We start from the raw sequence: 15416 nt of genomic DNA, 5'->3' as shown, positions 1-15416 counted from the left end.
GATGAGCCCTCCCTCTGCTCGCTGGCGTATAAGCTGTAGGTGCCAAAGAGCCAGAGAGAGAAATGGAGGCGCAGGTGAGATCACAAGAGCACATCACGGCGGTGCTGGCGGCACTGGAGCGAGTCATTCTGGGCAAGCCGCTGCAACTGAAAATCGCGCTGGTGACCCTGCTGGCGCGCGGTCATCTGCTGATCGAGGATCTGCCCGGCATGGGCAAGACTACCCTGGCCCACGTGCTGGCGCAGGTGCTGGGGCTTGCATGCCGGCGGATGCAGTTCACCGCCGATCTGCTGCCCGCCGACCTGCTGGGGCTGCAGATCTTTGACCCCCAGCAGCAAACATTTCGCTTTCACCCCGGCCCCATCTTCACCCAGGTGTTGCTGGCGGACGAGATCAACCGCGCCAGCCCCAAGGTGCAGAGCGCCCTGCTGGAGGCGATGGCCGAGGGCAAGGTGAGCATCGAGGGCCACACTCATCCCCTCCCCGATCCGTTTTTCGTCATCGCCACCCAGAATCCGGCGGATCAGGCGGGTACCTATCCGCTGCCGGAGTCCCAGCTCGACCGCTTCGCCGTGCGACTCTCTTTGGGTTTTCCACCGCGAGAGGCGGAGCGCCAGTTGCTGCGCGGCCACCAGCCGAGTGGCCCCTTGTCCGCCATGCTGGATGGCGCCGGACTCGCCGCCCTGCAAGCGGAGGGGGATGCCATCCATGTTTCCGATGCCACCCTCGACTACCTGCTGGCGCTGGTGCACCAGAGCCGCTTTGATGGGGATCTGCCACAGCCCCTCTCCCCCCGGGCGGCCCAGACCTTGTTGGCGGTGAGCCGGGCCTGGGCGCTGGTAGCCGGGCGGCGCTTCGTCACGGTGGAGGATGTGCAGGCGGTCTTCCCCTATGTGGCCGAACATCGGCTGCGGGGCAGCTTCGGCGTGCAGCATGGCGAAGCCTGCCCCCTGAGCCAGCGGTTGCTGGCCAAGGTCGATCCGGACCATCCCTGATGAGCACCTTGTTCACCCGCTGGCGGCAAAGGAGAGAAAACTGGCAACGACGCTGGCTCGATCGACGCATTCCCCCGGCCCGCCAGATCACCCTAGGGACTCACAGCCTCTTTATCCTGCCCACCCGCATGGGGCTGCTCTATCTGCTGGTGCTGCTCGCCATCTATCTGCTCGGCACCAACTACCAGAACAATCTGGTGCTGCTGGTGGCCTACTGTCTCGGCAGTCTGTTTATGGCCGCCATGTGGCTCACCCATCGCAACCTGCTGGGGCTGGAGCTGCTGGGTGGCCCGCTGGTACTGGGGGAAGCAGGTAGCCAGCTTCCTATCCGTATCTTGGTTCAGAGCCGGCGTCCGGTGCTGGCGCTCCGTTTTAGCCTCAACGAAGGGACCCTCTGGCTGAGACAGGCCGACGCTGTGCCCCGCACCTTGATCCTGCCGGTATCGGGCTCGCGCCGTGGGCCATTGCCCCTTGGCCGATTGCGGGTCGAGAGCCGCTACCCCCTCGGCCTGTTTCGCTGCTGGTCCCTGCTGGATCTGCAGCTGGAAGGCTGGCTCGCCCCCAAACCGGCGTTCGGGGCGCTAAGAGGGGAACATGCGACCGAAAGCGAGGGTCATCAGGGCCAGCCGGCTCCGGCCCCCCTCGGTGACTTTGATACCCTGCGGACACACCAAACCGGCGAGCCCCTGAGCCGGGTCGCCTGGAAGCAACTCGCGCAGGGGCGCGGCCTGCTGACCAAGCAGTTCCATGAACCGCTGCAGGATGATACTCACCTCACCTTGCAGCGGGTCGCAGGTGGGGATCTGGAGCAGCGGCTGGCGGTGCTCGCCTGGTGGTGCGCCGATTACGGCAAGCGGGGTATCCCCTTCACCCTGACGCTGGCAAACCAGACGCTGGGGCCTGATAGCGGCGCCGCCTTTGTGCAGCGCTGCCTGCTGGCACTGGCCCGATTCGATGCGACACCACCGAAGAGCACACGGGATGCAGCTCGATAACCGCCGCCTGCTGCCACTCATCGCCCTGCAACAGCTGCTGCTGGTCGCAGCGCTCTGGCCCCAGTTGCAGCTCTGGGTGGTGGCGGTAAGCGCCGCTACCCTCTGCGTCCGGGCCATGATGCTGTGGCGCGGCTGGCCGCCCATTCCGGCGCGCTGGTTAGCACTGCTGGCCATCACTACCTTAGTGTTGCTGGGGCTGCAGTGGCGCACATTGGGCACCCTGCCCGCCCTTATCAATCTGCTCTGGCTAGGCTATAGCCTGAAGATGATCGAGGTGCGGCGCGAACGGGATATCGAGCTGGTGCTGCTGCTCGCCTTCTTTCTGATTGCGCTAGCGCTGGTGCAGCGGCAAAGTATCGGCTGGACGGCCGGGATGGCGGTGGCACTCTGGCTGGCGGTGACCGCGCTGGTCGCCGCCATCGCCCCCGAGCAGAAACGGCCTTGGCGCAGCGCGGGTGGCGCCCTGCTGCTGGCGCTTCCCCTGCTTATCACTCTATTTTTGCTGCTGCCAAGGCTCCCGCCCCTCTGGCAGATGCCCACCACCAGCCGCGCCCTGTCGGGGCTCTCGGAAGAGCTGGCCCCCGGCGATATCAACGAACTGGTCAACTCATCGGAACTGGCGTTTCGGGTCACCTTTGCCGATGGCCCGCCCCCTGCGCGCGAGCGCTACTTTCCGGTGATGCGGCAGGAGGTTTTCGATGGCCAGCGCTGGTTGCTGAGCCCCGAGGTCAAGGCGTGGCAGCGGACGGTGCAGGTGCAAACCGGGCTCACCCTTCTGGCGTCCTCTTCACAGGCCAACAATCAACTTGCAGATAGTTCGTTACCCGCCGGAAGCTACGAGGTGATTGCCGAGCCCCAGCGCCACCGCTGGGCCTTTGCCCTGAGTGAACCGCGCCTGCTGGCGGGTCCGGTGCTGCTCACCCCCATTGACACCCTCTATCGGCAGGGGAGCGGCGAAGTGGCGATCCGCTATCGCATTGGCCGCGGCGAAGCGCAGCCAGAGGACGACAGCCAAGCCGCCCAGCGCAACCTGCAACTGCCAACCGGGGGCAACCCGAGAGCGCGCGCTCACGGCCAAGGGCTGGCTGCGCGCTATCCGGATCGCGCGGCGCTGGTCGCCGCCCTGCTCGCACAGTTTCGCAATCAATCCTATTACTACACTCTGACCCCGCCACAACTTGGCAGTGACGGGGTAGATGAGTTCCTGTTCGATACCAGGCGTGGCTTTTGCGGTCACTACGCCATGGCGAGCGCCTTCGTGCTGCGCGCGGCCGGTATTCCGGCACGGCTGGTCACCGGTTACCTCGGCGGCGAGTGGAATCCCAGAGGCAACTATCTGGCGGTACACCAGTTCGATGCCCACGCCTGGGTGGAGTATCTCGATGAAGGGGGGGAGTGGCGGCGAATCGACCCCACCGCAGCGGTGGCGCCGGAACGCATTGAGGGCGGCGTAACAGAGGCCCTGAGCGACGAGTTTACCGCCGCCGACCCGCTCGCTTTGCAGCGTTATCGCAACTGGGCCCTGCTCAATCAGCTGCGCTGGTGGGGCAGCAATATCGACTACCAGTGGAGCCGCTGGGTGATCGGCCACGATGCGGGCCAGCTCTGGCAGCAAATCGGCCTGCGCTGGCCTGCTCTGGCGGGGCATACCCCCTGGTTGATCCTCGCCAGCCTGATGCTGGTTGCCCTGCTGGTGAGCCTGCCCCTGCTGTTGCCCGCCCGTCTGCCGCCAGAGCGGCGCATCTGGCAACCCTTGCTCAAACGGGGCAAATGCAGCGGCTACCCACCCCAGCCCGCTGAGAGCATGGGAGCATGGTGCGAGCGGCTGGCGCGGCTGCGCCCCGACCTTGCCCACCCTCTGTTAAAGAGTGCGTGGCTCTATCGCCGCTGGCGTTATGCCCCCCTCAGCGACCGGCAACAAGGGCGCTACTGGCGCCAGTTGCGACGACGTATCAGACAGCTCGTTCGGCGCTGGGATCAACAGCCGAAGAGCACGCTATAAAAGAAGGGGGGAGCCACTGGCTCCCCCCTTAGGTTTGACTCAAGAGATTTGACTCAAGGTCTGACTCACCGCTTGTTATTTTTTGGTCGGATTGTCCCAGATCCCCTCTTCCAGCTGGGAGCGGATCTCGGGGTATTTGTTGGCATCGAAGGTAGGCACCTTGCCCAACCGGAGCTGGTCGTTGTAATCCTTGGCCAGCTTGATGGCGACGCTGGAGAGCAGCAGGATCGCCACCAGGTTGACGATGGCCATCAGCCCCATAGAGACATCCGCCATCGCCCACACAATCGGCAACTCACCCACGGCACCGAACATCACCATCCCCAGCACGAACACCCGGAACAGCATCAGACCGCCCTTGTGGTTGTGCTCGAGGAACACCAGATTGGTCTCGGCATAGGAGTAGTTCGCCACGATAGAGGTGAAGGCGAAGAAGAAGATGGCTGCCGCAATGAAGATGTTGCCACCGCTGCCAATCTGGGAGGAGAGCGCCCGCTGGGTCAGCTCGACACCGGTCACGCCGGAGCCCGGCTCAAACTGACCGGACATCAGGATAATGGCGGCGGTACAGCTGCAGATGACGATGGTGTCCATAAAGACCCCCAACATCTGCACATAACCCTGAGAGGCCGGATGCGGCGGATAGGGGGTAGCAGTCGCCGCGGCGTTGGGGGCAGAGCCCATGCCCGCTTCGTTGGAGAAAAGACCCCGCTTGATGCCGTTGATCATCGCCTGGGAGATGGCATAACCCATGGCACCGGAGCCTGCCTGCTCAATCCCGAAGGCGGACTTGATGATCAGCATGAAGACATGGGGCAGCTCGGTGATGTTCATCGCCACGATCACCAGCGCCAGCAGGATGTAAGCCAGCGCCATAAAGGGCACCACCAGCTCGGCAAAACGGGCGATGCCACGAATGCCGCCGAAGATAATCAGGCCGGAGAGCGCCACCAGCGCCAGACCGCTGACCCAGTCAGGAATGCCAAACGCCACCTTCATCGCCAGACTGATGGAGTTGGCCTGCACCGCATTGAACACCAGACCAAATGCCAGGATCAGGCACAGCGAAAACAGCACCCCCATCCAGCGCATGCCGAGGCCCTTTTCCATGTAGTAGGCAGGGCCACCACGGTAGTTGCCATCCTCATCCTTGACCTTGTAGAGCTGGGCCAGGGTGCTTTCCACAAACGCCGTCGCCATGCCGATAAAGGCGATCAGCCACATCCAGAAGATGGCACCCGGGCCACCCAGATAAATGGCGACGGCAACACCGGCCAGGTTGCCGGTGCCGACACGTGCGGCGAGGCTGGTACAGAGGGCCTGGAAAGAGGAGATGCCCGCGTTGTCCGATTTGCGGCTGTTTTTCAGCACGGAAAACATGTGGCCAAAGTGACGGATCTGGATAAAACCCAGTCTGAAGGTGAAGAAGATACCGACCCCGATCAGCAGGTAGATGAGCACGGCTCCCCACATCAGGTCGTTTAGCATCGCAATCAAGGTGTCCATAATTCTCTCGTTGTTATTCACATCCATGGTCAGTCTGCGCTGACCGTTTTCTGTCTGTCGTTTAATTAGCGTTTCGCTAAAGGGGCGGAATCTAGCACAGCGGGAGAGCCCGGAATAGTGATCCCGATCACTCGGGACACAAAAAACGAACGGTAAAAGCCCATAAAGCTCCATTTAAATCGCAAACTTTCAACAAACTCAATAATCTAATCAGGCAGGCCACCATTAAGCCCCATTAGAGAACCACTTTGATATATCCCTGAGGAGTTATCCGAAAACGCAAACGCTTGCCTGAAATGGCTTTCAAACGGGGATATTTCGCCAAACGTTTTCTCTGTAATTAAATTTCAAGTATGCAACAGGACAATTTGTGTGACCGACGACACAAATATGGATATTGGCTAAAAAAGTTGAGCCGGAAGCAAACCGGAAAAACCTGCAGAAACAAGATAAAAAACCTTATAAATCATCCACTTTAGCTCATTAAAACGGAATGAATGGCCAGCCTGAATATTTAACAACCAAGCGCCCCTATTGCAGGATGCACCACATAAGTATTAATTAGGCAGGCAATGACGATGGGCCGCCCCCATCGCGCTTTTCTGAGCCTGAGGCACCAAGATCCTGTAATTTTATTTCAGAACCACCGTCTCAAGCCCGCAACCCAGGGATTACTCCCTCATTAAGAGATGATATTCGCTATGGCCGATAAATTAACCCAGCTGAAAGCCCTGACAACTGTTGTTGCCGACACCGGTGATATCGAAGCCATCAAACGCTATCAGCCCATCGATGCCACCACCAACCCCTCTCTGGTTCTGAAGGCCTCCGAGATCCCCGAGTACGCTCCGCTGATCGAAGACGCCATCAACTGGGCCAAAGCCCAGAGCCAGGACAAGGCACAGCAAATCATCGACGCGGGCGACAAGCTGGCCGTCAACATCGGTCTGGAAGTGCTGAAGATCGTTCCGGGCCGTATCTCCACCGAAGTGGATGCCCGTCTCTCCTTCGATACCGCTGCCAGCATCGCCAAGGCACGCAAGCTGATCCGTCTCTACAACGAAGCGGGTATCAGCAACGACCGCATTCTGATCAAGCTGGCCTCCACCTGGGAAGGGATCCGTGCCGCCGAGGTACTGGAGAAAGAGGGTATCCAGTGCAACCTGACCCTGCTGTTCTCCTTCGCCCAGGCCCGTGCCTGTGCCGAAGCCGGTGCCTTCCTGATCTCCCCGTTCGTGGGTCGCATCCTCGACTGGTACAAGGCCAAGCACAACCGTGACTACACCGCCAGCGAAGATCCGGGCGTAGTGTCCGTTACCGCTATCTATGACTACTACAAGCAGCACGACTACCCGACCGTGGTGATGGGCGCCAGCTTCCGCAACACCGGCGAGATCCTGGAACTGGCCGGTTGCGACCGCCTGACCATTGGCCCGGCCCTGCTGGAAGAGCTGAGCAAGACCGAAGGCGCCGTGGTTCGCAAACTGGACTACACCGGTGAGCGCAAAGCCAAACCGACTCCGATGACCGAAGCCGAATTCCGCTGGGAACTGAACCAGGACGCCATGGCTCACGAGAAGCTGGGCGAAGGCATCCGCATGTTCGCCATCGACCAGGGCAAGCTGGAAACCATGCTGGCAAGCCGCCTGTAATCTGTTCTTTTTTCTGAAAAAACCGGGCCCCTACCAAGGGGCCCGGTTTTTTTTCATGGGCTTTTTTAGCTCTGTCATAGAGTCGTCACGAAAACGTTTTAATTTCAGATTCGTTATGTTATACGGGTGGTGAAAACGATAAAAACCAAGGAGGGAGCCATGGAAATGTTCAACTTCGATTATGACGAGGTGGTTGAACTCGGTTCGCGTAGCCGCGGGACAACGGGAAAGAAACGTAAATGGCGTGAGATCGAGGCGTTGAAAGACAAGCACCGCCTGCAGAAGGAGCTGCAATCCATCGATATCGCCTATGAAGGTCTTACAGACGAGATTGAACTGTAATACCGCCAGACACCTGTAAAAGCGCCCCGCACAGCCGGGGCGCTTTTTTATGCCGCAATCGGATGATCACGCGGCTTGTCATGCCAGCGCAAGCGATGCCACGGGATGCTGCAGACACGAGACAGACCGACGACAGACAACGCGTGCAGCCCTCCTCTTCATGCTCCCTGACCGCCCTCGCCAACGGCATGGCATACCAACCCCTCCCCTCACCCGCGAATGCAGACCTGCGCCGTTTCACGGCGTGTTGGGGCACTCACCGCAAGACAGGCCATTAGCAATAAAAAGCCCCCGTCGATGACGGGGGCCTGGATGCTCAGGGTCAGGCTGCGCTTAGCAGTAGCCGTAACCCAGCAGACGCTGGTAGCGCTGCTCCAGCAGCTGCTCGGTCTCGAGCGGACGCAGGGCGTTCAGATCCTGCTGAATGCGGTCTTTCAGACGCTTGGCCATCTTTTCCACGTCGCGGTGGGCGCCGCCGAGCGGCTCCTCGACGATATTGTCGATGAGTTTCAGCTCTTTCAGACGCTGGGCAGTGATGCCCATCGCTTCGGCAGCCACAGAAGCCTTGTCGGCGCTCTTCCACAGGATGGAGGCACACCCTTCCGGCGAGATGACGGAGTAGGTGGAGTACTGCAGCATGTTGACGCGATCACCCACGCCAATGGCCAGCGCACCACCGGAGCCGCCCTCACCGATCACGGTGCAGACCACCGGCACGGTCAGACCGGCCATCACTTTCAGATTGCGGGCAATCGCTTCGGACTGACCACGCTCTTCGGCACCGACGCCGGGGTAGGCGCCCGGGGTGTCGATAAAGGTGATGATCGGCATCTTGAAGCGCTCGGCCATCTCCATCAGACGCAGGGCCTTGCGGTATCCTTCCGGACGCGGCATGCCGAAGTTGCGCTTGATCTTCTCTTTGGTCTCGCGACCCTTCTGGTGACCAATCACCATCACCGGCTCGCCGTCGAGACGGGCGATGCCGCCGACGATAGCCTTGTCATCGGCATAGGCGCGATCGCCAGCCAATTCGTCGAAATCGGTGAAGATATGCTCGATATAGTCAAAGGTGTAGGGGCGCTGGGGATGACGCGCCATCTGGGATACCTGCCAGGCACCCAGATCACCGAAGATCTTCTTGGTCAGCTCTTCGTTTTTCTTCTCCAGCCGGCGGATCTCGTCTTTCAGATCCACGGCGTGATTGCCTTCACTCACATGTTTGAGTTCATCAATCTGCGCCTGCAACTCGGCAATCGGCTGTTCAAAATCCAGAAAAAGACTCATAGGGCCTTAGAACCTCTAATCAAAAACCAATTCAACCCGCTCTCGTCCAAGCAGGACTCGCAAGTCATCTATCAGTTGATCGGTGGGCGTCACCCGCCACTCGGTACCGAGCGTCAATCGCACCCGGGAGCCGGGGCGACGATAGTTTACCTGAACCGGACAGACTCCGGCACGGGCGGGCTCCAAAATCTCGCACAAACGCGGGAAAAAGCGATCATCAATCCGCTGTTCATCGAGGGAGATGCGGATTGCTCTGGCAAAACGCTCCCTCGCATCGTTGATATCCAGTAATTCTCGAGCCGACATTTTAAGGCCACCGGAGAAGTCATCAAAGCTGACCTGTCCAGAAACCACCAAAATGCGGTCTTTTTGCATCAATTCTTCATATTTTTCCAGCGCTTCACTGAACAGAGTCACATCAAGGCGACCGGAACGGTCGTCCAGGGTGAAGATCCCCATCTTGTTGCCACGCTTGGTCACCATGCTGCGAGCCGCAATCACCAACCCCGCCGCCGTGGTCACGGTATCGCGGGAGGTGGGATGCAGATCGCACAGGCGGCCCGAGGTATAACGACGCAACTCGCTGCTGTACTGGTTGATGGGGTGACCGGTGAGATAGAGCCCGAGGGTCTCGCGCTCCCCTTCCAGCCACACCTTGTCAGGCCAGTGCGGCACGTTGGCAAACGCCTTCTTGACGTCGTCAATCTCTTCGGTGAGCACGCCGAACATGTCGACCTGCCCCACCGCCTGCGCCTTGGCGTGCTGCTCGGCGGCCCGCATCGCCTCCTCCAGCGTCGCCATCAGGGCGGCGCGGTGGGGACCAAGCCGATCCATGGCACCGGAGAGGATCAGCTTCTCCATCACCCGCTTGTTGAGCTTCTTGATGTCGACCCGGTTGCAGAAATCGAACAGATCGCGGAAGGGGCCGTCCTGATCCCGGGCGCTGAGAATCGCGTCGATGGGGCCTTCACCGACCCCTTTCACCGCCCCGATGCCGTAGACGATATGGCCATCTTCGTTGACCGAGAAGCGATAGCGACCGGTGTTCACATCCGGCGGGATCACCGTCAACCCCATGCGCTGGCACTCGTCTACTAGCGTCACGATCTTGTCGGTGTTGTCCATATCGGCGGTCATCACCGCCGCCATGAACTCGGCCGGGAAGTGGGTCTTGAGCCAGAGGGTCTGGTAGGAGACCAGCGCATAGGCGGCGGAGTGGGATTTGTTGAAGCCGTAGCCCGCAAACTTCTCCACCAGATCGAAGATCTTCATCGCCAGCTCGCCGTCGACGCCATTCTTGACGGCGCCCTCTTCGAAACCGGCCCGCTGCTTGGCCATCTCCTCGGGCTTTTTCTTACCCATGGCACGGCGCAACATGTCCGCGCCACCCAGGGTGTAGCCCGCCAGGGTCTGGGCGATCTGCATCACCTGCTCCTGATAGAGGATGATGCCGTAGGTGGGTTCAAGGATCGGTTTGAGACTCTCGTGTTGCCACTTCTCGTCCGGATAGGATATTGGTTCCTTATCGTGCTTGCGGTCGATGAAGTTATCCACCATGCCCGACTGCAGCGGGCCCGGTCGGAACAGGGCCACCAGTGCGATCATGTCTTCGAAGCAGTCAGGCTTGAGCCGCTTGATCAGATCCTTCATGCCGCGGGATTCCAGCTGGAATACCGCCGTAGTCTCGTAGCGCTGCAGCAGGTCGAACGACTTCTTGTCATCGATGGGGATGGCGGCGATGTCCACCGGCGGCTTGCCCTCTTTGGCAAGACGCGGGTTGATCATGCCAAGCGCCCAGTCGATGATGGTCAAGGTCCGCAGACCGAGGAAGTCGAACTTCACCAGACCCGCGTACTCCACGTCGTTCTTGTCGAACTGGGTGACCGGGTGATGACCCTCGTCATCGCAGTAGAGCGGCGCAAAGTCGGTGATCTTGGTGGGCGCGATCACCACGCCACCGGCGTGTTTACCAGCGTTGCGCACCACCCCTTCGAGGCGGCGGGCCATGTCGATGAGGTCTTTGACCTCCTCATCCTGCTCATAGAGCTCGGGCAGTTTTGGCTCGGCCTCGAACGCCTTGGCCAAGGTCATACCCGGATCCGGCGGGATCAGCTTGGAGATGCGATCGACAAAGCCGTAGGCGTGGCCCAATACCCGGCCCACGTCCCGCACCACCGCCTTGGCCGCCATGCTGCCGAAGGTGATGATCTGGGATACCGCATCCCGGCCATACATCTCGGAGACGTGCTCAATCACCTCGTCGCGTCGATCCATGCAGAAGTCGACGTCGAAGTCGGGCATGGATACCCGCTCGGGGTTCAAGAAACGTTCGAACAGCAGGTCGAATTCCAGCGGGTCGAGGTCGGTGATCTTGAGGGCATAGGCCACCAGGGAGCCCGCACCCGAACCCCGGCCCGGGCCAACGGGAATGCCGTTGTCCTTGGACCACTGGATAAACTCCATCACGATGAGGAAGTAACCCGGGAAGCCCATCTGGTTGATCACTTTCAGCTCGATGTCGAGACGCTCGTCGTACTCGCCGCGCTTGGCGGCGCGCACGGCGGGATCCGGGAACAGAAATTCGAGACGTTCCTCCAGACCCTCTTTCGACTTGGCCACCAGAAAATCTTCGGTGGTCATGTCGCCGGTCGGGAAATTGGGCAGGAAGTATTCACCGAGGCGCACCGTCACGTTGCAGCGCTTGGCGATCTCCACCGTGTTCTCCAGCGCCTCGGGGATGTCGGCAAACAGCTCAGCCATCTCCTCCTGACTGCGCAGGTACTGCTGCGGGCTGTAGCGACGGGGGCGGCGCTTGTCCATCAGGGTATAGCCATCGTGGATGGCAACCCGGATCTCGTGGGCGTCGAAATCATCGGCTGAGAGGAACACCACCTCGTTGGTGGCGACCACCGGCAGCTCGAACTCGGTGGCAATGGCCACCGCCATGTGCAGATAGACCTCTTCGTCGGGTCGACCGGTACGCAACAGTTCGAGGTAATAGGCATCGGGGAAATGGGTCTGGTAGAAGGCGAGACACTGTTCGGTCATCTGCCGGTTGCCCTTGAGCAGGAACTTGCCCACATCCCCCTCGCGCCCACCGGAGAGCACGATCACTCCCTTGGCATGCTCGGCGAGCCAGCTCTTGTCGATAACCGGCCGCCCCTGCACGTGGCCGCGCTGGTAACCGCGAGAAATAAGCAGGGTGATGTTCTGGTAGCCATCGTTGTCCATGGCGAGCAGGGTGAGACGGAACTGCTCGTCGCCGAGCTCGTCACTCTGCACCCAGAAGTCGGCACCGACGATGGGTTTGATCCCCTTGCCGTGGGCCGAACCATAGAAGCGCACCAGACCGCACATGTTCATCTGATCGGTCAGCGCCAGCGCCGGCATGTTGTTGGCCGCTGCGGCCCCGACGATGGGGTTGATCTTCTGCAGGCCATCGACCATGGAGAAGTCGGAGTGGACTCGCAGGTGGATAAAACGGGGGTCAGCCATCGTCATCTCCTCTCGCTGCTCAAACAAAATGGCATGGTCTACTCGATCCCCAGTGCGCGGCGCACCGGTTTGAAACTCTTGCGATATTCGGGCAGCGGGCCACGCTCGGCCAGAATGGCGAGGTGCTCAGCGGTCGGATAACCCTTGTGACGGGCGAAACCGTACTCGGGATGACGGCTATCCAGCTCGGTCATCTCCGCATCACGGGTCACCTTGGCGAGGATCGAGGCGGCGCTGATGGCGGCCACCAGGCTGTCGCCCTTGACCACGGCGCGCGCTTCCATCGGCAATGCCGGGCAGCGATTGCCATCGATAAAGACCAGCTCGGGGGTGATCTTCAATCCTGCCACGGCGCGCTGCATCGCCAGCATGGTGGCGTGCAGGATGTTGAGCTCGTCGATCTCCTCCGGAGTGGCGCGACCGATAGCCCAGGCAAGCGCCTTCTCTTTGATCTCGTCAAACAGCGCCAGCCGTTTCTTCTCGGAGAGCTTCTTGGAGTCAGCCAGCCCGACAATGGGGTTGGCGGGATCGAGAATGACCGCAGCGGTGACCACGTCACCCACCAGCGGGCCACGGCCCACTTCGTCCACACCGGCAACCAGCTTGTCGTCAGGAATATCGATCATCATCTTGTAGCCTTGAATCAAAACAGGCCCCGCGGGGCCTGACAGGGGTTCGACTGGCGCGGCATCACCGCTCGAAAACGGATTAACGGGTAGCGCGGCGCAATCGACGGTCCGAAATAGCGTTATCTGCCGAGCAGATCAGCCACCGCGTCGGCGGCCTGCGAGTCGGCATTGCAGCGGATCAGCTGGTGCAATTCGGTGAAGGTGTTGACCAGCGCACTGTTGTCGTGCTCGAAGTACTTGCTCACCTCTTCCACCAGATTCTCGGGGGTGCACTCGTGCTGGATCAGCTCCGGCACCAGCATGCGACCGGCGAGCAGGTTGGGCAGAGAGACAAATTCGGTCTTCACCAGTCGCTGGGCCAGCCAGTAGCTGAACGGCTTGAGCTTGTAGCCCACCACCATCGGCTTTTTCACCAGCATGGCTTCAAGCGCCGCGGTGCCGGAGGCCAGCATCACCACGTCGGCGGCGATCATCGCCTCACGGCCCTGCCCTTCCAGCAGCACCATCTCGAGATCCGGCGCCAGCTCGGCCTTGATGGCCATAAACTGTTCGCGCCGTTTCTGGTTGACCAGCGGCACGATAAAACCGAGATCCGGATAGCGCACCGTCAGACTCTTGCACGCCTCGAGAAAGAGAGGGGACATAAAGCCCACTTCTGCGGTACGGCTGCCCGGCAGTACCGCCAGCCAGCGGCGATTGGCATCGATGCCGAGATTGCGACGCACTGCGGCCTGATCCGGCACCAGCGGAATATCGTCCGCCATGGTGTGACCGACAAAGCGGCAAGGGGCGTCGAAACGGTCGTAGAAGGCTTTCTCGAACGGCAGGAAGGCGAGCACCATGTCGGTGGCGGCCTTGATCTTGTGAATGCGGTTCTGGCGCCAGGCCCACACCGAGGGGCTGACATAGTGAACCGTCTTGATACCGGCGCGGCGCAGTTTCAGCTCCACCCCGATATTGAAATCCGGTGCATCCACGCCGATGAAGATATCGGGCGGATTGGCAATAAAGTGACGCAACAGTTCGCGACGGACCTTGAGGATGCGCGGCAGACGGCCCAGCACCTCGGTGATCCCCATGACGGAGAGCTCTTCCATCTCGAAAAGGGCCTTGACGCCGAGGGCCTGCATCCGCGGCCCGGCGATCCCTTCAAACTGCGCATCCGGGTAGCGGGTCTGCAGCTCGCGCACCAGACCGGCAGCCAGAATGTCGCCGGAGACTTCTCCGGCGACGATACCGATGCGAACCGGATCAGGCACGGATGATCCCGCGCTCGTTATCTTTGAGGAAGTCCACATAGAGCTGGACGGCCGGTTCGGCTTGCGCCATCTCGATCAGTACCGGCAGCACCTCTTCGATGGTCTTGCCGGAACGGAAGATCTCTTTGTAGGCACGCTTGACGGCAGAGATAGCCTCAGGCGTATAACCGCGACGGCGCAGCCCTTCGGAGTTGACCCCGAACGGCTTGGCATAGTTACCAGCGGCCATCACGTAGGGCGGCACATCCTTGTTCAGGGCGGCGCAGCCACCGACGAAGGCGTGGGAACCAACACGGCCAAACTGGTGAATGGCGGAGAGACCACCAAAGATCACGAAGTCACCGATCACCACGTGGCCCGCCAGGGTGGCGTTGTTGGCGAAGATGCAGTTGTCACCGATGATGCAGTCGTGGGCAACGTGGACGTTGACCATGAACAGGTTACCGCTACCCACCTTGGTCAGGGATTGATCCTGAACAGTGCCACGGTGGAAGGTGCAGTTCTCGCGAATGACGTTGTTGTCGCCAATCTCGAGGAAGGTGCGCTCACCGGCGTACTTCTTGTCCTGGCAATCCTCACCGATGGAGGTGTGCTGGAAGATCTTGTTGCCACGGCCAATCTTGGTCGGCCCCTTGATCACCACATGGGAACTGACCCAGGTGTTGTCACCGATTTCCACCTCGGCGCCGATGACAGAAAAGGGGCCGATTTCAACCCCTTTACCGATCATGGCAGACTCATGGACGATGGCAGTATCGTGAATGATGGCAGTCTGGTCGATCACGTGTGTTAAACCTCGCGTTTGGCGCACATCAGCTCGGCGGTACAGACCACTTCACCGTCGACGGTGGCGACACCGGTGAACTTGGCAATACCGCGACGCTCTTTCAGGAACTCCACGTCCAGCACCAGTTGATCACCGGGGCCGACCGGGCGCTTGAAGCGAGCGTTGTCGATTGAGGCAAAATAATAGAGTTCGTTGGGAGACGGCTTGCCCACCATGGTAAAGGCCAGGATACCGGTGGCCTGCGCCATCGCTTCCAGGATCAGTACGCCCGGGAACACCGGCTTGGCCGGGAAGTGCCCCTGGAAGATCGGCTCGTTGAACGAGACGTTCTTGATGGCGCGCAGAGTTTTGCGCTCATCGCTGATCTCGTAATCGTCCACACGATCCACCATCAGGAACGGATAACGGTGGGGCAGCAGATCCATGATTTCCTGGATACCCAGGCTCTTCTTTTCAGTAGTCAAAACAGT

At 60.5% G+C, this 15416-nt stretch carries 12 protein-coding genes; 5 read left to right on the top strand and 7 right to left on the bottom strand.

Annotated elements, in window-relative coordinates; translation table 11 throughout:
• Positions 1-74: 74 nt before the first annotated feature.
• From I6G90_RS21095 to I6G90_RS21085, 3 genes are read left to right on the top strand one after another with little or no spacing between them, the layout of a single operon-like run.
• Positions 75-995, top strand: coding sequence for an AAA family ATPase (locus I6G90_RS21095; RefSeq protein ID WP_197929087.1), 921 nt, complete (start codon positions 75-77; stop codon positions 993-995).
• A complete protein-coding gene (locus I6G90_RS21090; protein ID WP_042657959.1) occupies positions 995-1990 on the top strand; it encodes a DUF58 domain-containing protein in 996 nt (331 codons plus the stop codon). Before I6G90_RS21095 ends, I6G90_RS21090 begins: the two co-directional genes overlap by 1 nt.
• Positions 1977-3992: a transglutaminase family protein gene (locus I6G90_RS21085; RefSeq protein ID WP_197929084.1), complete on the top strand. Its 2016-nt coding sequence runs from the start codon at positions 1977-1979 to the stop codon at positions 3990-3992. The genes I6G90_RS21090 and I6G90_RS21085 overlap by 14 nt, the downstream gene beginning before the upstream one ends.
• 75 nt (positions 3993-4067) lie before the next feature.
• Here the strand turns inward: I6G90_RS21085 and I6G90_RS21080 are convergent, their stop codons facing one another.
• Positions 4068-5498 (bottom strand): alanine/glycine:cation symporter family protein, encoded by a 1431-nt coding sequence (locus tag I6G90_RS21080; protein ID WP_058052235.1) that lies wholly within the window; start codon positions 5496-5498, stop codon positions 4068-4070.
• Between the two features lie 701 nt (positions 5499-6199).
• On the opposite strand from I6G90_RS21080, the gene tal reads away from it, so the two are divergent.
• The gene (gene tal / locus I6G90_RS21075; RefSeq protein WP_042058455.1) at positions 6200-7150 is read left to right on the top strand and encodes a transaldolase; all 951 of its coding nucleotides are present in this window, start codon (positions 6200-6202) and stop codon (positions 7148-7150) included.
• A 159-nt stretch (positions 7151-7309) separates the two neighbouring features.
• Complete coding sequence (locus tag I6G90_RS21070; RefSeq protein WP_005338547.1) at positions 7310-7492, top strand: DUF3545 family protein; 183 nt, start codon at positions 7310-7312, stop codon at positions 7490-7492.
• A 333-nt stretch (positions 7493-7825) separates the two neighbouring features.
• On the opposite strand, the gene accA is transcribed toward I6G90_RS21070, so the two are convergent.
• From accA to fabZ, 6 genes are all read right to left on the bottom strand, one after another.
• Complete coding sequence (gene accA, locus I6G90_RS21065; protein ID WP_042657956.1) at positions 7826-8776, bottom strand: acetyl-CoA carboxylase carboxyl transferase subunit alpha; 951 nt, start codon at positions 8774-8776, stop codon at positions 7826-7828.
• 15 nt (positions 8777-8791) lie between these two features.
• Positions 8792-12271 carry a DNA polymerase III subunit alpha gene (gene dnaE / locus I6G90_RS21060; RefSeq protein ID WP_197929082.1) on the bottom strand — a complete coding sequence of 1160 codons (3480 nt, stop codon included), beginning with the start codon at positions 12269-12271 and terminating at the stop codon, positions 8792-8794.
• Between the two features lie 38 nt (positions 12272-12309).
• Positions 12310-12900, bottom strand: coding sequence for a ribonuclease HII (gene rnhB / locus I6G90_RS21055; RefSeq protein WP_197929081.1), 591 nt, complete (start codon positions 12898-12900; stop codon positions 12310-12312).
• Between the two features lie 119 nt (positions 12901-13019).
• Complete coding sequence (gene lpxB / locus I6G90_RS21050) at positions 13020-14159, bottom strand: lipid-A-disaccharide synthase (RefSeq protein WP_197929080.1); 1140 nt, start codon at positions 14157-14159, stop codon at positions 13020-13022.
• The gene (gene lpxA / locus I6G90_RS21045; RefSeq protein ID WP_197929079.1) at positions 14152-14943 is read right to left on the bottom strand and encodes an acyl-ACP--UDP-N-acetylglucosamine O-acyltransferase; all 792 of its coding nucleotides are present in this window, start codon (positions 14941-14943) and stop codon (positions 14152-14154) included. Before lpxA ends, lpxB begins: the two co-directional genes overlap by 8 nt.
• Before the next feature lie 5 nt (positions 14944-14948).
• A complete protein-coding gene (fabZ, locus tag I6G90_RS21040; protein WP_005338559.1) occupies positions 14949-15410 on the bottom strand; it encodes a 3-hydroxyacyl-ACP dehydratase FabZ in 462 nt (153 codons plus the stop codon).
• Positions 15411-15416: the final 6 nt, after the last annotated feature.

The organism is Aeromonas allosaccharophila (assembly GCF_016026615.1).
Taxonomy (GTDB): domain Bacteria; phylum Pseudomonadota; class Gammaproteobacteria; order Enterobacterales; family Aeromonadaceae; genus Aeromonas; species Aeromonas allosaccharophila.
This window is presented reverse-complemented; position numbering and strand designations above follow the sequence as displayed.